The sequence below is a fragment of the Streptomyces sp. NPDC101191 genome, assembly GCF_044767915.1.
GTDB lineage: Bacteria > Actinomycetota > Actinomycetes > Streptomycetales > Streptomycetaceae > Streptomyces.
The window spans coordinates 584,709-607,754 of sequence record NZ_JBIWOU010000002.1 but is presented as its reverse complement, the minus strand read 5'-3'; the positions used below and the strand labels follow the sequence as shown (position 1 = coordinate 607,754).

Here is a 23,046-nt window from a genome sequence, read left to right as displayed (position 1 = left end):
ATCCGCCCCCGCCCACCAGTCAGGAGCCAGCATGACCGACGCCCTCGAAACCCTGCGCGCCCCGCTCGTCGTCGAGTTCCCCTTCACCCGCTCCCTCGGACCCGTCCAGTCCGCCTTCCTCACCGGCCTGCGGGAGCGCGTCCCGCTCGGCGTGCGCACCGAGGCCGGACGCGTGCTCGTGCCGCCCGTCGAGTACGACCCCGAGACCGCCGCCGAACTGCGCGACCTCGTCGAGGTCGGCGACACCGGCACGGTCACCACCTGGGCCTGGAATCCCGAACCCCGCCGCGGGCAACCCCTCGCATCCCCCTTCGCCTGGGTGCTCGTCCGCCTCGACGGGGCCGACACCGCCCTGCTGCACGCCCTCGACGCCCCCGGGCCCGAGGCCGTGCGCACCGGTATGCGCGTCCGGATCCGCTGGGCCGCCGAACGGCACGGCGCCATCACCGACATCGCCTGCTTCGAGCCGGCCGAGGCCGAGCGGGACGCGCGCCACGAACCCCGCCCGCACGACGGGGACTTCGCCGAGCCCGTCACCGGCATCGTCGCCGCCGCCCGCCTCGACTACACCTACACCCCCGGCCGCGCCCAGACCGGCTACCTCCGCTCCCTCGCCGAACGCCGCACCGTCGGCGAGCGCTGCCCGTCCTGCGCCAAGGTGTACGTGCCGCCCCGCGGCGCCTGCCCCACCTGCGGGGTCGCCACCACCGAGCGGGTCGAGGTGGGCCCGCGCGGCACCGTCACGACCTACTGCATCGTGAACATCAAGGCGAAGAACCTCGACATCGAGGTCCCGTACGTCTACGCCCACATCGCCCTCGACGGCGCCGGGCTCGCCCTGCACGGCCGGATCGCCGGCATCCCGTACGACCAGGTCCGCATGGGACTGCGCGTCGAGCCCGTGTGGAGCGAGGGCGGCCGCTACCCCGACCACTACCGCCCCAGCGGCGAGCCGGACGCCGACTACGACACGTTCAAGGAGCTCCTGTGACCGCAGCACGCCGGGATGTCGCCATCGTCGCCTTCGCCCAGACCGACCACACGCGCCGCACCGACGACCTCTCCGAGGTCGAGATGGTGATGCCGGTCCTCCACGAGGTGCTGCGGCAGACCGGCCTCAGGACCTCCGACATCGGCTTCACCTGCTCCGGCTCCTCCGACTACCTCGCCGGCCGTGCCTTCTCCTTCACCATGGCCCTCGACGGCGTCGGCGCCTGGCCGCCCATCTCCGAGTCCCACGTGGAGATGGACGGCGCCTGGGCGCTGTACGAGGCGTGGGTGAAGCTGCTCACCGGCGAGGCCGACACGGCCCTCGTGTACTCCTACGGCAAGTCCTCGCCCGGCTCCGTACGCGACGTGCTGACCCGCCAGCTCGACCCGTACTACGTCGCCCCCCTGTGGCCCGACTCCGTGGCCCTCGCAGCCCTCCAGGCGCAGGCCCTGATCGACGCGGGCGACACCGACGAACCCGCGCTCGCCGCCATCGCGGCCCGCAGCCGCCAGGACGCCGCCGCCAATCCGCACGCCCAGCTGCCCGGCGCCCGGCCCCAGGGCGAGCACCTCGTCGCCCCCCTCCGCACCGGAGACTGCCCGCCCATCGGCGACGGCGCCGCCGCCGTGATCCTCGCCGCGGGCGACCGGGCACGCGAGTTGTGCGCCCGGCCCGCCTGGATCACCGGCATGGACCACCGCATCGAGGCGCACTCCCTCGGCGTGCGCGACCTCACGGACTCACCCTCCACCCGCCTCGCCGCCGAGCGCGCCGGGGCCTTCGACCCGAACGCCGGCCGGCCCATCGACACCGCCGAACTGCACGCGCCGTTCACCTCGCAGGAGGTCGTCCTGCGCAAGGCCCTCGGCCTCGGCGACGCCGTCCGCGTCAATCCGTCCGGCGGCGCCCTCGCCGCCAATCCCGTGATGGCCGCCGGCCTCATCCGGCTCGGCGAGGCCGCCGCCCGCATCCACCGCGGCGCCTCCGACCGGGCCCTCGCCCACGCCACCTCAGGGCCCTGCCTCCAGCAGAACCTGGTCGCCGTCCTGGAAGGGGACTCGCATGAGTAAGGCCGTGACATCGAAGGAGTGCGTCGCGATCGTCGGCATCGGCCAGACGAAGCACGTCGCCGCCCGCCACGACGTCTCGCTCGCCGGGCTGGTCCGCGAGGCGGCGCAGCGCGCCCTGGAGGACGCCGAGCTGAGCTGGGCGGACATCGACGCCGTCGTCATCGGCAAGGCCCCCGACTTCTTCGAGGGCGTGATGATGCCGGAGCTCTATCTCGCCGACGCCCTCGGTGCGGTCGGCAAGCCGATGCTCCGGGTGCACACCGCCGGGTCGGTGGGCGGCTCCACCGCCCTCGTCGCCGCGAACCTCGTCGCCGCCCGGGTGCACCGCACCGTTCTCACCCTCGCCTTCGAGAAGCAGTCCGAGTCCAACGCCATGTGGGGCCTGTCGCTGCCCATCCCCTTCCAGCAGCCCCTGCTCGCCGGCGCCGGCGGCTTCTTCGCCCCCCACGTGCGCGCCTACATGCGCCGTACCGGAGCCCCCGACGCGATCGGCTCCCTCGTCGCCTACAAGGACCGCCGCAACGCGCTCAAGAACCCGTACGCCCACCTCCACGAGCACGACATCACCCTGGAGAAGGTGCGGTCCTCGCCGATGCTCTGGGACCCGATCCGCTACTCGGAGACCTGCCCGTCCTCCGACGGGGCCTGCGCGATGGTCCTCACCGACCGTGCGGGCGCGGCCCGTTCGCCCCGCCCGCCGGCCTGGATGCTCGGCGGCGCGATGCGCAGCGAGCCCACGCTCTTCGCCGGCAAGGACTTCGTCTCCCCGCAGGCCGGACGCGACTGCGCCGCCGACGTCTACCGGCAGGCCGGCATCACCGATCCGCGCCGGCAGATCGACGCCGTCGAGATGTACGTGCCGTTCTCCTGGTACGAGCCCATGTGGCTGGAGAACCTCGGCTTCGCGGAGGAGGGCGAGGGCTGGAAGCTGACCGAGGCGGGCGTCACCGAGATCGGCGGCGACCTGCCGGTGAACCCGTCCGGCGGGGTGCTCTCCACCAATCCCATCGGCGCCTCCGGCATGATCCGCTTCGCGGAGGCGGCCCTTCAGGTACGGGGACAGGCCGGCGAGCACCAGGTGGAGGGGGCGCGCACGGCGCTCGGGCACGCGTACGGAGGGGGCGCGCAGTTCTTCTCCATGTGGCTCGTCGGCGACCGGCCGCCCACCGCCTGAGGTCTGTCGGCGTCCCCTACCGCTCGCTACGCTGAGGCCCGGACGAGCAGCACAGCGTGACGCGTGATGCTTGGGAAGAACGCGAGAGGAGCACGGACGTGGCGAACAGCACCATGACCCAGCACGCCTGGTCGGGGCAGGACCTTCCGGACCTCGACCTGTCGCAGGCGGACTGGCGCTCCGGCAGCCAGGGCGTGGGGGACGTCGAGATCGCGTTCGTCGAGGGCTTCATCGCGATGCGCAACGGGCGTCGCCCCGAGGCGCCGTCGATCGTGTTCACCCCGGCGGAGTGGCGGGCGTTCGTGGTGAACGCGCGGGACGGCGAGTTCGACCTGACCTGAGGCGGGGCGCGAGGCCGCGTCGCGGTGGCCGCCCTAGGGTGGTGATCATGAGCGCAGAACGTGATCTGACCCGGCTGCTCGCCGGGATGCGGCCGGAGCTCCGTCCCGGCCGCTACGTCTTCACCACCGTGGACGGACCCGCCCCGGCAGGCATCGCGCCCGTGGTCACCGTCGCCGAGACCGAGGGTCTGACGATGGTCGTACGCCAGGAGGACGCCGACGCGGCCTCGCTGGCGTACGACTACGTGGCCGGCTGGATCACCCTGCGGGTCCACTCGGCACTGGATGCCGTCGGTCTCACCGCGGCCGTCGCGGGAGCGCTCGCCGAGGCGGGGCTCAGCTGCAACGTCGTGGCCGGATTCCACCACGACCATCTCTTCGTGGAACACGCGCGCGCGGAGGAGGCATTGGGTGTGCTGACGGCGCTCGCCGGGCGCTTCTGAGGCTTGTTCACACGACCTGCACAATCTTCCTCCTCGGGGGTGCTGTGCGGCGTACGCTGGGGCTTTCGTGGGGCCACCGCCCCGGACGCACCCCTTGTGCGCCGGATGTGCGCCCCCAGCGTGGGTGGGGTGAACCATGGCGGCACAGACCGGCGGACCGGCCGGCCGAGGCTTCGGCCTCATCGAGCGCGAGGCCGAACTCGCGGCGGCTGAAGAGGCGTTGAACCTCCTGACGGGGCATGGCACGGAGGCGCCCTGGTACCGGGGCGAGGCGGACGGCGCGGTGGGGGCCGCGGACCGTACGGCGGAGGAGAGCCGGGAAGCGGCAGGGGCCGACGGCACCGATGCCGATCCGGCGGATCTCGAGGACGCCACGGCCCGGCCCGGCGGTGCTCGCCACGGGTCGCTCTTCGGGCCCGGCGCCGGGCGCGCCGACCACCTCCCCTCCGCCGGCCCGGGCGCCGACGGCACCGGCCGGCCCGCGCGCGTCCCCCGGCCCCGCCAGGCGCCCGGCACACCGCTCCTGCGCGTGGTCCGGGACTGCGGGGTCGCGCCCGGGGCCGAATCCGGACGGGAGGCCGGCCGGGTCCGGCGCGGTGGAGTGCTCGCCTACGCCGCGCCCGCCGGGCTCGGGAAGACCACCCTGCTCGCCGAGATCCGCCGGCGCGCCGCCGCCAAGGGATGCACCGTCCTGTCCGCGCGGGGCGGTGACCAGGAGCAGCGGGTCGCGTTCCACGTGGCACGGCAGCTGCTGCAGCCGCAGCTCGCCGCCGCCTCCCGCACGGAGCTGCGGGAGCGGCTCGGCAGCTGGTACGACATCGTCGGCCCCGCGCTCGGTCTGTGCACGGCCGCCGAGGGCGCGCCGCCGGACCCGCAGGGACTGCGGGACGGACTCGACTGGGTGCTCACCCATCTCGCGGTACGCCGCGCACCGCTCGTGGTCGTCCTCGACGACGCGCACTGGGCCGACCCCGAATCGCTCGGCTGGCTCTCCGCGTTCTCCCCGCGCGCCGAGGAGCTGCCGATGCTGCTCGTCGTCGCCTACCGCCCCGACGAACTCCCGGATTCTGGTGAGGAGTTCACCGGGCGCCGGTCCGGGCAGCGGCCGCTCGGCCTCGAGCCCCTCACCTCGACCGCGATCGCCCGGCTCGTGCGCGACCGCGTCGGCGCCCACGCCGACGACGCGTTCTGCCGCGAGTGCTGGGCCGTCACCTCCGGCAACCCCTTCGAGGCCGTCGAGCTCGCCGCCAGGATCCGCGACCGGGGCCTGGAGCCCGTCGCCGACCGCGCCCACACGCTGCGCGACATCGCCGCCGCCGTGAAGGGCAGCGGGCTGATCGCGCAGATCGAACGGCTCGGCACCGCCACCGTGCGCCTCGCCTGGGCCTGCGCCGTCCTCGGCACCGAGATCTCCCCGCAGCTCGCCGGCGCCGTCGCCGGACTCGGCGGCGAGGAGGTCGCCCGCAGCGCGGGACTGCTGCGCCGCGCCCGCGTCCTGGCCGAGGCCGCCGACGAGGAGACGGACACCCTCGAGTTCGTCCACCCCCTCATCGCCACCGCCGTCTACGACGCCATCCCCGCCGCCACCCGGGTGGCCCTGCACGGCCAGGCCGCCTGGTGCGTCGTGGACGCCGGGCTCGGCCCCACCGCCGCCGCCCGCCACCTCGTCGAGACCCACCCCGAGGGCGACCCCTGGGTCGTGCAGAACCTGCGTGCCGCCGCCCAGGAGACGCTGCGCGCGGGCGCCCCCGACACCGCCCGCCGCTATCTGGCCCGCGCCCTGCGCGAGCCCCCCGACCACGACCAGCGGGCCGCCGTGCTCTTCGAGCTCGGCTCGGCCTCCCTGCTCACCGAGCCCGCCACCACCGTCAACCACCTCCGCGCCGCCCTGGAGGAACCGGTCGCCGAGCCCGCCCTGCGGCACGGCATCGTCTACCGGCTCTCCCAGGTCCTCGCCCACAGCGACCGGCTCGTCGAGGCCTCCGAGCTCCTCGGCCGGGAGTCACGGCTCACCACCGACGCCCGCAGCAGGCTGCGCATGCAGTCCGAGAAGTTCATGTGGGACGCCTTCCGCGCCGACGAGCCCGACTCCCCGGCCCGCTCCCGGCGGCTCGCCCGCCTGGCCGACCGGCTCACCGGCCGCGACCTCACGGAGCGGTACATCATCGGGCTGCGCGCCTGGGACGCCACCCTGCGGGCCGAGCCCTCGGCCGTCGCCGTGGGCCATGCCGAGCGCGCCCTGCAGGGCGGCCTCAGCTGGGCCGACGAGAGCCGCGGCTTCGAGGTCCCCGTCCTCGTCGCCCTCACCTTCCTCTACGCCGACCGGCCCGGCCGCGCCGAGGAGCTCTTCGCCGCCGGCACCGCCGAGTTCGAGCGGCAGGGCTGGCGCGGCGCGCACCTGTCCTTCGCGTACACCCTGCTCGGGTACATCCGCTACCGCCGCGGCCGGCTCGTCGAGGCCGAGGACTTCGTGCGCGCGGGCCTGCGGCTCGCCGAGCGCGTCGGCCCGCGGACACCCGCGCTGTGGTACGCCGTCGGAGTGATGATCGAGGTCCTGCTCGCCCGGGGCCGTACGGAGGAGGCCGAGCGGGTCGCCCGCACCCACGACTTCGGCGAGCCGTTCCCGGCCGCCGTGACCTTCCCCGACTCCCAGACCGTCCACGCCGAACTGCTCCTCGCCACCGGCCGCACCGAGGAGGCCGCCGCCGAGTTCGCCGCCGTCGGCCGCCGCCTCGACCCGCGCGGCATGCGCAATCCCGCCTGGTGCCCCTGGCAGTCGCACCTCGCCCTCGCCGAGGCCTTCGAGACCCCCGGACGGGCCCGCGAGACGGCGCTCGCCGCCGTGGCCCGCGCCCGCCAGTACGGCGCCCCCTCCGCGATCGGCCAGGCGCTCCGCGTCACCGCCGAGGTCTCCCCGGACACCGAGCGGGTCAAGCTCCTGGAGGAGTCCGTCGACTGGCTCGACCGCTCGCCCGCCGCCTACGAGCTGGCCCGCTCCCTGGTCGCCCTCGGCACCGCGCTGCGCCGGTCTGGCCGCACCCAGGAGGCCGCCGAGCACCTCTACCGGGGCCTGGAGACCGCGCAGAGCTGCGGCGCGGACGCGCTGGTCGAGGACGCGCGCGGCGAGCTCGCCGCAGCCGGGCTGCGGCCCCGCGCCCTGCTGGCCGCCGGCACCGACACGCTCACCGCCCGTGAGCGGACCGCCGCCGAGCTCACCGCCCGCGGCAAGGACCCGGCCGGGGTACTCGGCGGCGACCGCGCCACCGTCACCCGTCTGCTCTCGGCCGTGTACCGCAAGCTCGGCACCGACCGCGCCGGACTCGCTCAGGCACTCCACGGCGAAGGCACCTGACGCCGCCCCGGCGCGCCGCACCGCGCGCCGGGGCACGTACCATGGCGGTATGTCCTTCCTCCGCCGCCGCAGCGCCGCCACACCCGCGGGTCCGGACTTCGACGTCCTGGCCATGGACCCCGGGGACTGGCCCGGCAATCTCGGCGCCGGCCTGCTCCCGGCCCCCGACGGCAGCTGCCAGGGCGTGTTCCTGCGCTACGACCTGTTCGGCGGCCGCGGCCCCGCGATGATCATCGGCAATCTCCCGGAGGGCTCCCCGGCACGCGAGCTCGCCGACGGGCAGGTCCCCTTCGAGGTGGCCCAGCTCCTCGCGGCCCTGGAGAACGACGAGCCGGTCGAGGTCCTCGACCGCGAGGACGTCCCGGTGATGCAGGGCGACAACCTGCTGATCGTGCGCCGCATCAAGCTCTCGGAGAGCCGCATCTCCTGCGTCCAGTTCGACCGCAGCGACAACGTCCTGGTGACCATCGCCAGTTGGGACCGGCCCATCACCGACGATCTGTACGCGCTGCTCAAGCCGCTGCCCGCCGAGCTGTTCCAGCAGGGCTGACCGGGAGGCGGGGGCCGATGAGCGCACGCGTCGACAGCTGGATCTGGGCGGTCCGGCTCACCAAGACCCGCTCCCAGGCCGCCGCGGCCTGCCGGGCCGGGCACGTGAAGGTCAACGGCGACCGGGCCAAGCCCGCGCAGCCCGTGAAGCCGGGTGACGAGGTACGCGTCTTCCACGGCGGCCGCGAGCGGATCGTCGAGGTGAAGGAGCTGCTCACCAAGCGGGTCGGCCCGCCCGCGGCCGCCGAGGCCTACGTCGACAACAGCCCTCCGCCGCCGCCCCGCGAGCACGTGGCCGTCGCCGGTGTGCGCGACCGTGGCGCCGGCCGCCCCACCAAGCGGGACCGCCGCGAGCTCGACCAGCTGCGCGGACAGCGCCCGTAACGCACGGACGACAGGCCCCCGGCTGGTGCCGGGGGCCTGTCGCGTCCGGCTAGGCCACCGGCACGCCGAACGTCGCCGTGATCCGTGCCGCCGAGGTCCCGAGGCCCCTGGGGCCGCCGCGCGCCAGCGCCGTGGCGCTGTTCCTGCGGGCGTCCTCGGCACCGTAACGGCGCACGTTGCGGTGCCAGTTGAGGATGCCGGCCAACCAGTCCTCCAGCTCCCGCAGATACGACTCGAAGGCCGCCCGTCCCCGCGCGTCGACCCCGAAATCCGCATAGAGGAGAGGAACTTCGTGCCTCTTCACGTGCTCGTACTGGCGGAGCCGTCCGCGCATCAGGTCGTCGACCATCGCCGTCGCGGTCGGGCGGTCGCAGTCGAAGAAAGTCTGCAACACCAGTACGGCGTTGTGCAGCTCGCCCTCGACCTCGATCTCCTTCCGGTACGAGAAGAGGTCGTTCATCAGCGTGGCGTAGTCCATGACCGAGCCCTCCAGGGCGCGGACGGTGCCGGTCTCATGGAGCTCCGGCGGAAGCACTTCCGCCCGTCGCAGCCGGGACATCAGCAGCGTCAGCTCGGACCCGAAGGTGCTGCGGCGCATCTCGATGTAGTCGACCGGGTCGGGCACCCGGTGCTGGGCCGTGTTCTGCAGCTCCCACATCCAGCTGTCCAGCATCGCGTCGAGGGCCGTCCGCAGCTGGGTCCGGGCCGCGGGGCCCATCGGCTCCGCCGTCCGTGCCCACACGTCGGCGAGCGCCCGCTCCAGCGGGTTCGACGCGGCCGCCGCGCCGGCGGACGGATCCTCCACCGGCATGCAGGTCTTGAGCCGGTCGGTCTGCAACCGGGCACCGAGCAGGTTCCGCGGCCGCCCGAAGACGTAGGGGTAGTAGTCGTCGGCGTAGGTGCCCCAGGTCAGCCACAGGGTGCTGAGCGTCAGTTCCTCGAGGGTGGCATCCGGATCGAGCCCCGCCGAGCAGAGCGCCAGGTCGAAGCCCTCGGCCGTCGGCCGGTCCCAGATGTCGTCGAGGAGCCCCATTCCCTGCGCCCAGTCGAGCGAGGCCCGGAGCGCCTCGGGGTGGTGCGGGCTGAGGGACAGCGGGTACGGCAGGTCGAACTCCGGCAGAGGCAGGGCCCCGACGCTCTGGTGCGGCTGGTGGGTGAGCGTCCGCAGCCGGCTGGCGGCGGGCCGGCCGAAGAGGTTCCTGATGTCGAGCGCGGAGACGCCGATCGGGCCGTCGAATCCCGAAGTCCCCTTCACCAGGCCCTCGTTCATGTACCGGCTGGAGCGCAGATGCCACTCGTGGCCGCCGGACTGCCAGTCCTGGAGGCCCTTGGTGTACGCGGCGATCGCCGCCGCCTCCACGGGGCCGAGGCCCTTCTCGACGCAGAGTGCGGGCACTTCGGTGAGCGCGGTGTTCTCGAACTGCTGCAGCCGCGAGGTCAGCAGGTCGTTGACGGCGTTCGCCGCCTCCTGCGTCGTACACCCGAGGAACTTCTCCAGGACGAGCACGCCGTTGCTGTTCTCGCCCTCCTCCTCCACCTCACGCTGGTACGAGAAGAGGTCGTTGCGCAGGTGGACCGCGTCCGAGAAGGCGTCCCGCAACACGCGCAGCGGCCGCGCGTACGCCACCTGCTCGGGCACCTCGGCGCCCGCCGCGTACTCGACCAGTCCCGCCGACCAGGGAGCCCCGCCCACCTTGCGGCGCATCTCGATGTACTCGACGGGGTTGGCGATCCGCCCCTCATGGATGTTGTCGAGCTCCCACAACGACTCGTACAGCAGATGCTCGGTCGCCTCGGCGAACCGCACCCGCCAGGCCTCCGACATCGACGGAACGGTCCGCCGCCACAGATCGGCGAGACCCGCCTCGACCGGATTGACCGGCTCGGGCATGCCCGCCGCCGGGTCGGCCGGCATGAACAGGGGGAGCCGGTCGAGGTACGCCTTGCCGCCCTTGCGGTCCCGGGAGCGCTTGAAGATCTCCAGGAAGTGGTCGTCGAAGAAGAAGACCCACGTGTACCAGTCGGTGACGAGGGACAGGGCCTCCTCGTCGCAGTCGGGGTGGGTGTACGAGCAGAGCAGTGCGTAGTCGTGGGACCGGAGGTCCTCCTCCTCCCAGATTCCGGAGCCCTCCAGCATCCCCATCTCCCGCGCCCAGTCCCGGGTGTGCGTGCGGGCCGCCTCCACATGGGGATTGAGCCGCGCCGGATACGGGACATAGAAATCCGGCAGAACGAAGGGCTGAGCCATGCCGAGAAGGCCTTTCGGTGAGCGGGGCTGTCGTCCGGCCGAGCATTACCCGTCGGCCCGGCGCTCACGCGAACACCGCAATAGTCATACGAGTCGACGGGGGTGCCGTCCGGACGGCGGTCCGGACGGCACCCCCTCCCGTGGCGGCAGGTTTCGGCCGGATCCCGCTCAGGCCCGGGAAACCTGCACGTCAGCGGCCTTCACAAAGGCCACCCGATGGCCGAACTGGATCTCGTAGTACTCCTCTTGGCCGCGCACGACCGTGTGACCCGTGACGTCGAACGTTGGTGCGAAGAAGTACTCGCCCGGGGTACGGCCGCCCACCACGTACCGCTGGCCCGCGAGGAGCTTGTACGGCAGCGGGGACACCGACTGCACCGGGACACCGGCCGGATAGGCCGACGCCTCCGGATAGGCCCGCCCGTACACCGGCACCGACGCCACGCCCTCCTTCGGCGTCAGCACCATCCCCCGCGCGTTCACCGCCGTCGGCGCCTGCTTCGGGTTGTGGAACCACGCCCGCTGACCGAGGTACCAGATCGCCGTCCAGTCGCCCCGCCGCTCCGCCACGGCGAAGCTCTGGCCGGTGGAGGCCCGCGCCCCCGTGTCGTTGACCCCGGTCGTCGAAGCCTGCCCGCCCGGCCGGAGCCCGATGTCCTGCACCAGCGGCGCGTCGGCGCTCGGCGCGGTGTGCAGGCGCACGGCCCCGCTCCCGTGCGGCGCACACGCCTCCCCGGCGGTCACGCACCCCGTGTACACCGGCTGGTGCGTCGCGTAGTCCGGCCGGATCGTCACCACCCCCGCGTCCGGGCCCGCGCTCGGCGTGATCGGGCGGCCCAGCAGCCGGAAGTAGTGCGCCCAGTCCCAGTACGGGCCCGGGTCCGTGTGCATGCCCTTGATCGTCGACGTGACCGTGCCCGGCACGTTGTCGTGGCCCAGGACGTGCTGCCGGTCCAGCGGGATGCCGTACCGCTTCGCGAGGTAGCGCACGAGCCGCGCCGAGGTCCGGTACATCGCCTCCGTGTACCAGGAGTCCGGCGAGGTGAGGAAGCCCTCGTGCTCCAGGCCCACCGACTTGGCGTTCACGAACCAGTTGCCCGCGTGCCAGCCCACGTCCTTGAGCGACAGGTGCTGTGCGATGTGCCCGTCCGAGGAACGCAGCGAGTACTGCCACGACACGTACGTCGGGTCCTGCACCAGCTTCAGGGTGGTGTCCCAGCTCGCCTCGGTGTCGTGGATCACGATGTAGTCCACCGACTGCGAGCCCGGCCGGTCGCCCAGGTCATGGTTGCCGTAGTCGCCGTCCCCGAACTCCTCGTACGGGGCCGGGATCCACTCGCAGGCCACCGACGGCGGGCACTCCACCGGACCCCTCGCGGGCGCGCGCAGCCCGAGCGCGGCCACCTGGCCGGTCGCCGGGGCGACTGCCGGGTCGGCGGCCAGGGCGACCCGCTGCCCGCTGTCCGTGGTCCGGGACTCGCCGGTGCGGATCACGTCGAAGACGTCGTCGGCGTAGGCCGTCGCGGTCGCCGAGTCGTCCGCGCCCGAGTAGCGCGCCACGGCCCCGTACCAGGCGGCCGGATCCGTGCTCGCCGGCAGCCCCGCCTCGCGCTGCGCGGCGGCCAGCAGCGCCGCGCCGCCCTCGATGTTCGCCGCCGTGCTCGTCCGGAGCTCCTCGGCGGACCGGCCGGACAGCTCGGCCGCACGCTCCAGCGTCCGCAGGCGGGGCGGCAGCGCGGCAGGCACGGGCGGCGGGACGGTCTCGGCGGCGAGCCGCGGCGGCCGCGCCTCGTCACCCCGGGCGTCCTCCGAGCCCTCCGCGTGATGAGGCGCCTCGGCGAGCGCGGTCACCGCATCGGTCAGATGCATCGGACCGTAGCCGCCGGTCACGCTCGGCGCGCCGCCGTGGGCGTCCCAGCGCGACTGGAGGTACGACACGGCGAGCAGGACGCTCTCCGGGACACCGTGCCGATCGGCCGCCACCGCGAACTGCCGCTGCAGCGAGCCCGCCACGGGTTCGTCCGCCGTGGCCGGCGCCCAACCGGTCGGCGCGCCGGACAGCAGGGGCAGGAGCAGGGCGACGGGCGCGACACGTCTGAGGGACGTGGAACGGAGCAAGGCAGCCTCCAGGAACGGATGGGGGAGCGGGGGCGTGCGGGACCGAACCCGTACAGGGGTAGCGGGTCCCGGACCATCCGTCAATCACCCCTCCACACAGGCGATTTCCCACGTCAGAAGAGTTTCGCGCGGGCGGTGCGCCCGCCTGCGGCGCGTCAGTGGAGTAGACCAATAAGGGGGGCGGGGGCGGATTTCCCGGCTCCTGGCCCAGACCCGTGGCAGCGGCCCCCGCAGGCCACTCCGTCCTCGGGCGCGCACGGAACGGGGCCGCCCGGTTCCCCCCCCCGGTTGCCCCTGTGCGCGGACGGAATCGGGCGCAACGGCCATCCTTCCTCCGGCGCACACGGAATCGGGCGCAACGGCCACCCTTCCTCCGGCGCACACGGAAGCGCCGCGCTCCCGGTGTGTCGGCACCGGGCGCGCGGCGCGCCACCCCCGTCTCGTGTCGGCCCGCTCAGCGCGTCCCGACCGCCGCGCGCACGGCCCGCCGTGCCATGGCGCAGTCGTCGTGCAGCCGCCGCAGCAACAACCGCTGCTCCTCGCCGGGCGACACCGCCCCCGCGGGCACCGGCACCGAACCGCCCGGAGGCGCTTCCTTCATCGTGCGCTGCACCGCCGTCTCGTACGTACGGATCTCCCGGGTCAGCACGATCATCAGGTTCACCAGGAACGCGTCCCGGGAGGCCGTGCCCGCCTGCTGCGCCAGCTGACTGATCTGACGCCGCGCCAGCGGCGCGTCACCCAGGACCGACCACAGCGTCGCCAGGTCGTACCCGGGCAGGTACCAGCCCGCGTGCTCCCAGTCGACCAGCACCGGACCGGCCGGCGACAGCAGCATGTTGGACAGCAGCGCGTCGCCGTGACAGAACTGCCCCATGCCCTGCCGGCCGCCCGCCTGCGCGAGCCCGTGCAGCAGCTTCTGCAGGTCGTCCCGGTCCCGGTCGGTGAACAGCCCCAGCTCGTGGTAGCGCGCGATCCGCGCTCCGTAGTCGAGCGGCGCGTCGAAGGTCCCGGCCGGCGGACGCCAGGCGTTCAGCCGGGCGACCGCACCGAGCGCGGCCCGGACGTCCGCGCGGGGCGGCGCCTCGACGGGGTGGCGGGTCAATGCCGCCGCCCGTCCCGGCATCCGCTCGATGACCAGCGTGCAGTTCTCCGGGTCCGCGGCGATCAGCCGCGGCGCGCGCACCGGGGGACGGTGCCGGACGAACGAGCGGTACGACCCTATTTCGTGCCTGAACCGCTCGACCCACGCGGGGGAGTGGTCCAGTAAACACTTCGCGACCGCCGTGGTCCGTCCTGTCGTGCCGACGATCAGCACGGAACGTCCGCTGCGTCGCAGCACCTGCACCGGGTTGAACTCCGGACAGATCCGGTGGACGGACGCGATCGCCATGCGCAGCTGCGCGCCCTGGGGGCCGGACAGATCGATTCTTCCACTGGGTTGGACGGTGCTCCCCGCCCAGCGCCTCGGCCGCACCGTTCCCTGCGCGGGAACGGGGGCCAGGTACGGTCCGGAACCGGCCGGCAGGGTGCGCAGCAGCGGCCGGGGCGGGGCGGTCACGGAGGACGATGCTGTGTACATGGAGGTGACAGATCCCTTCGTGCGCCGACGAGTTGCGTGCGTCGCCCCGCCCGCCCGACCGAACCGCACCCTGGGGAAAATGAGGGCCGGTCGACGGGGCGAGGTGGCGCATTCCTACCTGACACCCGGGCGCGGGTGGCGGAACATCGGGCGCACCCTGGCGAACCCTGGCGAATAGTCGCCAGCCCTATGACAGGGGGTTACTGTCAACTCAGCCGAGAACCTGGGGGCTTAGACGTGACCGGACAGACCAACACCCGCCTGGCGGACCTCTTCGGCCTCGCCGGCTGGTCCAAGGGCGAACTCGCGAGACTTGTGAACCGGCAGGCGGCGGCCATGGGCCACCCCCAGCTGGCGACCGACACCTCGCGGGTGCGGCGCTGGATCGACATGGGGGAGACCCCCCGCGATCCCGTGCCCCGGGTGCTGGCAGCGCTGTTCACCGAGCGACTCGGCCGTGTCGTGACCATCGAGGACCTCGGGTTCGTACGACACGGGCGCGCCGGCAAGCGGCGGGACGTCAGGAACACCGACAACCCTGACGGGCTGCCCTGGGCGCCCGAACGTACGGCAGCGGTCCTCACCGAATTCACGGGAATGGACCTCATGCTCAACCGACGCGGCCTGGTGGGCGCGGGCGCCGCGCTTGCCGCCGGCTCCGTACTCACCAGCGCCATGCACGACTGGCTCCACACCGACCCCGCACGCTCCGGCGCAGCCCCCGGCGCCGTCGATCCCCTCCACGCCGACCCCGCTGGGTACGACCGTTACGAGGCCGCCCCCATCGGGTCGGAGGAGATCGAGGCCCTGGAACGCTCCGTCGAGGTCTTCCGCGCCTGGGACGCCTCCCGTGGTGGCGGCCTGCAGCGCAAGGCGGTCGTGGGCCAGCTCAACGAAGTGGGCGGCATGCTCGCCTACCACCACCCCGACCATCTCCAGCGGCGCCTGTGGGGCGTCGCCGCGAACCTGGCCGTTCTGGCCGGCTGGATGTCACACGACGTCGGCCTCGAACCCACCGCACAGAAGTACTTCGTCATCGCCGCCCACGCGGCCCGCGAGGGCGGCGACCGGCCACGCGCCGGCGAGGCGCTCTCCCGCGCCGCCCGCCAGATGGTCCACCTGGGCCGGCCCGACGAGGCGCTCGATCTGATGAAGCTCGCCAAGTCCGGCGCCGGGGAGCGGCTGCTGCCGCGCACCCAGGCCATGTTCCAGACCATCGAGGCCTGGGCGCAGGCGTCGATGGGACGCGGCCAGGCGATGCGCCGCACCCTCGGCGAGGCCGAGGACCTCTTCGTCTCCGACAAGGGTGCGGAGAAGCCGAGTTGGATGCAGAACTTCGACGAGGCCGACCTGCACGGCATGCAGGCACTCGCCTACCGCACGCTCGCCGAGCACGATCCGGCCGCCGCCGTCCCGGCCCAGCGCCACGCCAAGCTCGCCCTGGAGCTCCGGCGGCACGGCCATGACCGCTCGAAGCTCTTCGACCACATCTCGCTCGCCTCGGCCTGCTTCATCGCCGACGACCCGGAGCAGGCGGACCGCTACGCGCGACTCGCCCTCGTCTCCATGGGCGACACCTCATCGCACCGCACCTGGGACCGCTTGCGCGAGATGTACCGGCTCACCGGCCAGTACGCGGGCTACAACAAGATCGAGGACCTGCGCGAGGAGATCGAGACCGCCCTCCCGAAGGCGCCGGCGAACCGCCCCAGGACGGGAGAGGCATGACCGGCGCGGAAGGCCGGCCCCGGCGCCGTACGGGTTCGCGCCGCCGGCGACGCCCGAAAGCCACGGGACGCGGAACGGGAGCGAACGCAGCGGGCGCACGGTTCGACGGTCCGGCTCCTGACATCACGGCGTGACGCGGGGTGTCCCGAACGCGTTCGGGCGTGTCTCGCGGGGGACTTCGCGTCCTGCGGTGTGTCGTCGACAGCGCGCCCACGCAGCGTGGCGTGGCCCGGCGTGCGGCATCGGGGCGTGGCGTCGTGTACGCGTGTTCGGCCGTGTGGGGTCCCAGGTGGGGACACCCCATCGGCCGTGGCGGTTCGCACCGGCCGATGTCCCGTGCGAGCCATGAAGGTCCGGTACCGCCGTGAACCCGTACGGCCCTGACGGAGCCACCGTCGCAGCCGGAACGGTCTAGTCGCCGACCCGGACCACCATCACGCAGGCGTCGTCCTCGCGCGGTCCCTCGCCGAACTCCTCCAACACCGAACGGACGCCGTCCTGGGCGTCGCGCGCGGCGCACAGACGCGGCGCGAGGGCGAGCAGGCGCTCCGTTCCGCTGTCGTCCATGCAGTCGTCGGTCCTGGTCAGTCCGTCGGTGTGGAGCAGCAGCAGGTCACCGGGGAGCAGGCGCGTCTCGGCCTCCTCGTACACGGCGCCGGTCGTGGCGCCGAGCAGCACGCCCTCCGGCCGTACCAGGGCGCGCCCCGTCCCGTCGCGGAACAGCAGCGGGGCGGGGTGGCCGGCCTGGGACCAGCTGAGGGTCTGGGCGGCCGGATCGTAGCGGCAGCACATCGCACTGCCCAGGGCCGGCTGGACGGAGGTCTCCAGGAGCTGGTTGAGGTGCCCCATCAGCGCCCCCGGCCGGATGCCGGCCACGGCCATGCCGCGCAGCGCTCCCAGCAGCATCGCCATGGAGGACGTGGCCGACACGCCGTGCCCGGTCAGGTCGCCGACCGTCAGCAGGGCGTCCCCGTCCGGGAGCGCCAGCGCGTCGTACCAGTCGCCGCCGATGAGACCGGTCGTGGCGGCCGGCAGATAGTGCCCGGCCACGTCGAGCGGGGCGGGGCCGTCGTGCGCGAAGCGGAGGGAGCCGCGCCACGGCGGCAGCACGGCCTCCTGGAGTTCGACCGCGACGCGCCGCTCGGTGTGCTCGATGTGCTGATGGCGCTGGAGCGTGTCGCGGCTCTCGCGCACCGCCCGCTCGCTGCGGCGCAGCTCGCTGACGTCGCGCAGCACGGCCCACATGGAGGCCGTGCAGCCGTCGGAGTCGAGGACCGGCTCGCCCGTCATGTGGACGGTGCGGACCCGGCCGTCGGTGCGGACGATGCGGAACTCGCCGTCGATCGGCTTCCCGTCGATCAGGCAGTCCGTCACCATGGCCTGGAGGAGGGGCTGGTCCTCGGCGAAGACCATCGAGGGCAGCTCGTCGAGGGACATCGGGCCGCTCTCCTCCGGGCGGCCGAAGATCTGGAACAGCTCGTCGGACCAGTGCACGTCGTCGGTGAGCAGGTCCCACTCGGCGCTGCCGACCCGGGAGAGGAGCGAACCGGTCAGCCGGGGCGCGGGAACGGCCGCCTCGAAGGCGGACTCGGCGTAGGCGGCCGGCGAGTCGGCCTCGAACTGGCCGGGCAGGCCCTCCTTCAACTGGCCCAGATGCTCGTCGAGATCGTCCAGTTGGTGCACGGCCAGATCGCACAGGGCGCGCTGCCACCGGTTGTGCGGGTCGTCCTCGTCCACGACGGCGTCCCGGCGCACCGCGTCCACGTCGCCCCGCAGGCGACGCGTCTGCGAGATCAGCGCGTCCACCGTGCCTGGCTCTGGAGGCTGGGCGGGACGGTCCGCGAAGAGATGGGACGGCATGTCGTACTCCGATGCAGGCGACGTGGCGCGGCCAAGTCTGGAAGGTGAAGCCCGGGTTCGACTTTGGCACAGCCCGGGACACCTCGTAAGTGATTTGGCAACACTCGATACGGTGGTGCTTATGGCATATGCCCGAGGCCCACCGGGGGACCAGTCGACATTCGGCCACACCGGCACGGGTTACGGTGCTGCTGTGGTGAGCGACTCGGAGAACACAATGGGCACAGCGCTGCTGCTGGCCGCGGCACCGGCCGGACGGGGGCGGGCGATCGACGCGGCGTCCGTGCTGCCCGCGCTCGCGGCGGTCCCGGCCGGGGCGCTCGCAGGCACGGACATGGCGACGGTCGTCGAACTGGCGGACCCGCTCGACCCGCAGACCGTCCTCACGAGGCTGCGCGCCGCCGCGGCGAGCCCCGGCCCGCTCGCCCTCTACCTGGCAGGCCAGCTCCAGCTGGACCGCCGCCAGCAACTGCCCCACCTGGCACTCGCCCGGAGCACGCCGACGACCCTCCGCTACACCGGACTTCCCTGGCACTGGCTCGCCGCCGAGCTCGCGCCACGCCGCCCCGGCACGACCACGGTCGTCGCCGACCTGGCCGCCGATCCGGAGCTGTGGCAGCGCCTGGCCGCCGACCGGAACGCCCTGAACCTCGGGCAGGCGGTTCCCCTCTACGCCCGCATCACTCCGTTCCCGCGCCGCGGTGCCCTCCTCGCCCCCGACTACCTCCGCCACTTCGCCACCCTCTGGCGCACGGGCGTCCGCCCTCCGCTCCCCACGCTCCACGCGGAGGCGGCGGCAGCCGCGGCAGCGGTGAGCGAGTCGGAGTCGCTGCTCCTCGCCCCGCCCCTCCCGGCCGAAGCCGCGCCCACCGTGGCGCCCCTGCCACAGCCCTTCGGGGCGGTGGCGCTCGTGGACTCCCCGCCGACCCGCCGCCTGGGCGGGGCGGGTCTCGCGCAACGGGCGGCGAGCCTCGGCGCCCAGCGCGCCGGGGCCATGGCGACGCCGCCGGCGACGTCCGCCGGTGCGGAACGGGCGCCCGGAGCGCCGTTCGGCTCGAAAGTGATGCCGCCTTCCGCAACTCCCGCTGCCACGGCGGGGATCGAGGATCACGGAGTCACGGAACCGGCCGCCGAGCAGGCTCGGCCTGCCACGTCGGTTCGCGCGTCGTCGTCCGCGCGGCACGACGCGCCGACGGGCGATGCGCCGAGGGCCGAGCGGCAGGGAACGACGGACGCGCCGGAGCCGGAGCCGGGGGCGGCGGTGGCCGCTCGGGATACGTCCGCCGGTCGGGAGATCGCGGACGAAGGGCCCCGGCGCCCCGCCGGGGAACCGGCCGCGGAGCCGGCCGTGGGGCCTGCGGGCTCGGTCGCCTCGGCTGGCGACAGGCCCGTCACCGAGTACGGGGAGCACCCCGAACCGACTCCTGACCCGCCCGCTGAGGCGGAGCCGGAACCGGAACCGGAACCGGAGCCGACGTCCGAGCCACGACGCCTGTCGACTCCCGAGACCGCTCCCGACGGAAACGCCGAACCGGCCCCCACGGCCCGGCCCGAGCCGCCCGTCGAACCGCAGCCGCAGCCGCAGCGGTTGCCGGAGCCTCAGCCGGAGCCGGAGCCGGAGCCGGAGCCGGAGCCGGAGCCGGCGTCCGAGTCACGACGCCTGTCGACTCCCGAGACCGCTCCCGACGGAAACGCCGAACCGGCCCCCACGGCCCGGCCCGAGCCGACCGTCGAGCCGCAGCCGCAGCCGCAGCCGGAGCCGGAGCCGCAGCCGCGTCCGATTCCGGAGCCAAACGCGGCGCACCCGGAGCGGGTCGTCGGTGTGCCGCCGCACGGCCCCGCGGCCGGCGACGCGCCGAAGCCCGTCCCCACCCCCGCGCCTCTCCCCGCCCCTGTCGCACCCTCCCCGCCGGTCTCTGTGCCGCCGCGGCCCGCCTACGCCCCCGGGGGCGTAGCGGCACCGGAGACGCCGCGGAGGCATGTGCCCGGTTCCGGGGCAGCCGCCGGCGCCGGGCCCGACGGGCCGCCGCGGCCCGGGAGCGAGGCGGATCCGCATCCGGCGATCCTCTCGGCGGCCATGGCGGGGCGGCACGGGGAGGCGGCGGCGATGGCAGCCGCCTGGGAGAGCGACGCCTTGCGGCGGTACGGGCCGCGGTCGGGGGAGGCGCTGCACTGGGTGGAGGTGCGGGCGGATCTGGCCCGTCTCGCAGGGGAGCCCGCGCGGAGCTGCGAGTTGTGGATCGCCGCCGCGCAGGCCCGGCTCGGGCTGCGCCAGGGGCCTGACGAGCCGGACGTGGAGGGGGCGGTGGACCGGGCGCACCACCAGTGGGAGCAGATCCGGGATCCGGCCCGCGCCCGCGCGCTCGGTCCCGCGCTCGTCGAGCTGCGCCGCGCGGTGCCCGGCCGACGCGCCGGGGCCCTGGCCGCCCTCCAGAGGAGGATGGGCTGATGAACTCCCTCGCCACCGAGCAACGTTCGCTACGAGACCCGAGCGTGCGTCACCCCTTGTGGCCTCCGCTCGCCTCCGGTGATCCGGTCCTGTCCACCGACACCGTCGCGTACCCCCTCGACGTCGACTACGCCTACGACCGCGTTCCGGGCGACCTGTTCACCCGCCCCGCGGCCCACGGTCTGGAACGATGGGCGCCGTTGCTGCCGCCGCTCGCCGCGCCGGGCCTCGGTGAGGGCGACACGCCGTTGGTGCGGCTGGCCGACGGGGTGTGGGTCAAGGACGAGTCGCGCAATCCGACGTGGAGCCACAAGGACCGGCTGAACCGTGTCGCGGTGAGTGCCGCGGTGGGGTCGGGCGCCCGCGGGATCGTCGTGTCGTCCTCGGGGAACCACGGCGCGTCGGCCTCCGCGTACGCGGCCCGGGCCGGCCTGCCGTGCGTGGTCTTCACCTCGCCCTTCGCCCCGCCGGCCGTGGCGAGCCACCTGCGTGCCTACGGCGCGACCGTCCTCACCGTCCCGCACGCCTCGGTACGCCCCCTGATGCGCCGGATCGTGGCCGAGCTGGACTACCAGTCGGTCAGCAGCGTGACCGAAACGGCGCACACCGGCCACCCCTTCGGGCCGGAGGGGTACAAGACCATCGCCTACGAGATCGCCCTCGAACTCGGCCGTGCTCCCGCCGCCGTCCATGTGCCCACCGGTTACGGCGAGTTGCTCTTCGGCATCGCCAAGGGCTTCCAGGAGCTGGCCCGCCTCGGCGTCACGGACTCGGTGCCGCGCGTGTACGCGGCCGAGCCGGCCGCCGCCGGCGCGCTCACCGAGGCGATGCGCACCGGTGCCGACGCGGCACGGGTCCCGGTCGGCCCGACCGCCGCGTACGCCATCGACTGCGAGATCAGCGGCTACCGCGGGGTCGTGGCCCTGCGGGCGACCGGCGGAGCGGCCCGCAAGGTGACGGACCGCCAGATGGCGGACGCCCAGGCCGAACTGGCCTCGCAGGGCCTGTGGTGCGAGCTGTCCTCCGCCGCAGGCCTCGCGAGCCTGCGCGCGCACGGCCCCGCCGACGAGGACGGCCCCGTCGTCTGCGTCGTCACCTCCAGCGGTTACAAGGACACGGCCACCGCCCGCGACACCCACGCACCGACGGACCTTGGATGGGACGAGGTGAAGGCGCTCCTCACCCAGGCATGAGCCGCCCCGGGCAGGGGCTCCCGCCCGTCGGCCACCACTCGACCGGAGAGCACGCCGGGACTGCTCGGCAGCCCGTCACCGACGAGGGGTTCGCCGAACGGACCGCTGCCGGTCCGGCGGTCGCCGGACTCGTCCTCAAGGGCTCCCGGCCCCACGACCGCGTGACCATCGTCCCTCGGACCGTGATCTTTACGTCGTCTCGCCGACGGCGCGGCGCCCCTCTCACCCGCCATGCCGGGCAGTCCGGGCGCAGGCACCCGGCCGCGAGGCCGGCCCCGCCGGTCGGGCCCGCGGGTCGCCAGGTCGGCCCGCAGGGCGGTACGGCGCCGGGGGCCGGTCCGACGTCCGTGGTACGTCTCGGGGCCTGTCATCATCGACGTATGGCCTCCTCCCCGGCAGCGACCACTTCGGCCGAGCCCCTCGTCACCGAGCGGCTCGTGCTACGGGCCGTGCGTGAACGGGACGTCCCCGCGCTGACGCGGCTGTGGACCGACCCCGAGGTGCGGCGGCATCTGGGCGGGCCGGTGGTCGAGTCCGTGATCCGCATCCGGCAGCGGCGGATCGTCGGCGCGCCCGGCTTCCACGCGGTGGAGCGGGCCTCCGACGGTGTCGTCCTCGGTCTGGTGACCGTCGACAGGGAGGGCCGGAACGGCGAGACCGAGGTGTCCTACCAGTTCCTCCCCGAACACTGGGGGCAGGGCTACGCGCGGGAGGCCGTCGCCGCGGCCGTCGAGCGCGCCCTGAAGGACGTCCCGGCCGTCGTCGCCGTCACCCAGGAGGCCAACACGCGCTCCCGTCGCCTTCTGGAAGCCGTGGGCATGACCCAAGCGGAGTCTTTCGTCGAGTGGGACGCCCATCAGGTGCTCTACCGGCGCGTGCGGAGCTGACCCCGGGGGCGGTCACGGGGCTTCCGAGGAGGCGGCGGACGTCAGGGTCGCCATCGCCCGCGCCAGCCGCGCCGCCCGCGTCTTCGGCGTCCGGGCCTGCCACAGGCTCAGGATGATCAGGTAGCGGTCGGTCTTCCCGAGCGCCTCGAACGCGGCCGCCGCCTTCGGCTCCGCCGCCAGGGCTTCCGCCAGGTCGTCCGGGACGGCCGCGTCCTTCTGGGAGGGGTACGCGGCCGCCCAGCGCCCGTCCGCCTGCGCCGCCCTGACCTCCGCGAGCCCCGGCTCGCGCATCCGGCCGGCGGCGAGGAGCGACTCGACCTGGCGCACGTTCACCTGCGACCAGAGGCTGCGAGGGCGCCGCGGGGTGATCTTCTGGACGTAGCTGCGCTCGTCGCGTGCCTTGCGCTTGCCCGTGATCCAGCCGAAGGCGAGCGTGGCGTCGAGGATGTCCTCGGACGTCGGCGAGCTCAGGCCGGAGCCGCTCCTGCCCAGGAGCAGCCAGATGCCCGGCGTGTCCCCGTGGTGCCGCTCGAGCCAGGCCTCCAGCTCCGGCCCGTCGGCGAACGCGATCACCGCGAGTCCCTCGACGGTCTCGCTCGTCTCCATGCGGACGCCCCTCCGTGGCCTGGCCGAGATCGCGACCATCGTAGGGCCACGGTCGCCGGCCGGGACGAACC

General features: G+C 74.0%; 17 protein-coding genes. 12 read left to right on the top strand and 5 right to left on the bottom strand.

What is annotated here, in order from left to right:
• Positions 1 to 31: 31 nt before the first annotated feature.
• The 8 genes from ACIRQF_RS09825 to ACIRQF_RS09790 all read left to right on the top strand — a co-directional run bounded on the left by ACIRQF_RS09825 (position 32) and on the right by ACIRQF_RS09790 (position 8,304).
• Entirely contained in the window at positions 32 to 991 is a 960-nt protein-coding gene (locus tag ACIRQF_RS09825; protein ID WP_404090443.1) for a Zn-ribbon domain-containing OB-fold protein, read from the top strand.
• Positions 988 to 2,061, top strand: a complete 1,074-nt coding sequence (locus tag ACIRQF_RS09820) for a thiolase domain-containing protein (protein WP_376635132.1) — start codon at positions 988 to 990, stop codon at positions 2,059 to 2,061. The genes ACIRQF_RS09825 and ACIRQF_RS09820 overlap by 4 nt, the downstream gene beginning before the upstream one ends.
• A complete protein-coding gene (locus ACIRQF_RS09815) occupies positions 2,054 to 3,235 on the top strand; it encodes a thiolase domain-containing protein (RefSeq protein ID WP_404090439.1) in 1,182 nt (393 codons plus the stop codon). Before ACIRQF_RS09820 ends, ACIRQF_RS09815 begins: the two co-directional genes overlap by 8 nt.
• A 98-nt stretch (positions 3,236 to 3,333) precedes the next feature.
• A complete protein-coding gene (locus tag ACIRQF_RS09810; protein ID WP_376635129.1) occupies positions 3,334 to 3,576 on the top strand; it encodes a DUF397 domain-containing protein in 243 nt (80 codons plus the stop codon).
• A gap of 47 nt (positions 3,577 to 3,623) precedes the next feature.
• Entirely contained in the window at positions 3,624 to 4,019 is a 396-nt protein-coding gene (locus ACIRQF_RS09805; RefSeq protein ID WP_404090436.1) for an ACT domain-containing protein, read from the top strand.
• 136 nt (positions 4,020 to 4,155) lie between these two features.
• Positions 4,156 to 7,371: an ATP-binding protein gene (locus ACIRQF_RS09800; protein ID WP_404090433.1), complete on the top strand. Its 3,216-nt coding sequence runs from the start codon at positions 4,156 to 4,158 to the stop codon at positions 7,369 to 7,371.
• A 49-nt stretch (positions 7,372 to 7,420) separates the two neighbouring features.
• Positions 7,421 to 7,921 carry a hypothetical protein gene (locus ACIRQF_RS09795; RefSeq protein ID WP_376635123.1) on the top strand — a complete coding sequence of 167 codons (501 nt, stop codon included), beginning with the start codon at positions 7,421 to 7,423 and terminating at the stop codon, positions 7,919 to 7,921.
• Positions 7,922 to 7,938: 17 nt separating this feature from the next.
• Complete coding sequence (locus ACIRQF_RS09790; RefSeq protein WP_382481960.1) at positions 7,939 to 8,304, top strand: RNA-binding S4 domain-containing protein; 366 nt, start codon at positions 7,939 to 7,941, stop codon at positions 8,302 to 8,304.
• 49 nt (positions 8,305 to 8,353) lie between these two features.
• On the opposite strand, the gene ACIRQF_RS09785 is transcribed toward ACIRQF_RS09790, so the two are convergent.
• The 3 genes from ACIRQF_RS09785 to ACIRQF_RS09775 form a co-directional block, all read right to left on the bottom strand.
• On the bottom strand, positions 8,354 to 10,552 hold the full coding sequence (locus ACIRQF_RS09785; RefSeq protein WP_404090429.1) for a germacradienol/geosmin synthase: 2,199 nt from the start codon (positions 10,550 to 10,552) through the stop codon (positions 8,354 to 8,356).
• A gap of 168 nt (positions 10,553 to 10,720) precedes the next feature.
• Positions 10,721 to 12,670 carry an N-acetylmuramoyl-L-alanine amidase gene (locus ACIRQF_RS09780; RefSeq protein WP_404090426.1) on the bottom strand — a complete coding sequence of 650 codons (1,950 nt, stop codon included), beginning with the start codon at positions 12,668 to 12,670 and terminating at the stop codon, positions 10,721 to 10,723.
• A gap of 454 nt (positions 12,671 to 13,124) precedes the next feature.
• Positions 13,125 to 14,252 carry an aminoglycoside phosphotransferase family protein gene (locus ACIRQF_RS09775; RefSeq protein ID WP_382481967.1) on the bottom strand — a complete coding sequence of 376 codons (1,128 nt, stop codon included), beginning with the start codon at positions 14,250 to 14,252 and terminating at the stop codon, positions 13,125 to 13,127.
• A 237-nt stretch (positions 14,253 to 14,489) separates the two neighbouring features.
• On the opposite strand from ACIRQF_RS09775, the gene ACIRQF_RS09770 reads away from it, so the two are divergent.
• Positions 14,490 to 15,980: a hypothetical protein gene (locus tag ACIRQF_RS09770; protein ID WP_376635114.1), complete on the top strand. Its 1,491-nt coding sequence runs from the start codon at positions 14,490 to 14,492 to the stop codon at positions 15,978 to 15,980.
• Between the two features lie 411 nt (positions 15,981 to 16,391).
• Here the strand turns inward: ACIRQF_RS09770 and ACIRQF_RS09765 are convergent, their stop codons facing one another.
• A complete protein-coding gene (locus tag ACIRQF_RS09765) occupies positions 16,392 to 17,840 on the bottom strand; it encodes a PP2C family protein-serine/threonine phosphatase (protein WP_382481969.1) in 1,449 nt (482 codons plus the stop codon).
• A gap of 217 nt (positions 17,841 to 18,057) precedes the next feature.
• On the opposite strand from ACIRQF_RS09765, the gene ACIRQF_RS09760 reads away from it, so the two are divergent.
• The 3 genes from ACIRQF_RS09760 (at position 18,058) to ACIRQF_RS09750 (ending at position 22,369) form a co-directional block, all read left to right on the top strand.
• On the top strand, positions 18,058 to 20,289 hold the full coding sequence (locus tag ACIRQF_RS09760) for a hypothetical protein (protein WP_404090422.1): 2,232 nt from the start codon (positions 18,058 to 18,060) through the stop codon (positions 20,287 to 20,289).
• The gene (locus tag ACIRQF_RS09755) at positions 20,289 to 21,482 is read left to right on the top strand and encodes a pyridoxal-phosphate dependent enzyme (RefSeq protein WP_404090419.1); all 1,194 of its coding nucleotides are present in this window, start codon (positions 20,289 to 20,291) and stop codon (positions 21,480 to 21,482) included. The genes ACIRQF_RS09760 and ACIRQF_RS09755 overlap by 1 nt, the downstream gene beginning before the upstream one ends.
• 380 nt (positions 21,483 to 21,862) lie before the next feature.
• Complete coding sequence (locus ACIRQF_RS09750; RefSeq protein WP_382481976.1) at positions 21,863 to 22,369, top strand: GNAT family N-acetyltransferase; 507 nt, start codon at positions 21,863 to 21,865, stop codon at positions 22,367 to 22,369.
• 12 nt (positions 22,370 to 22,381) lie between these two features.
• On the opposite strand, the gene ACIRQF_RS09745 is transcribed toward ACIRQF_RS09750, so the two are convergent.
• A complete protein-coding gene (locus ACIRQF_RS09745) occupies positions 22,382 to 22,975 on the bottom strand; it encodes a YdeI family protein (protein WP_389751761.1) in 594 nt (197 codons plus the stop codon).
• Positions 22,976 to 23,046 lie beyond the last annotated feature (71 nt).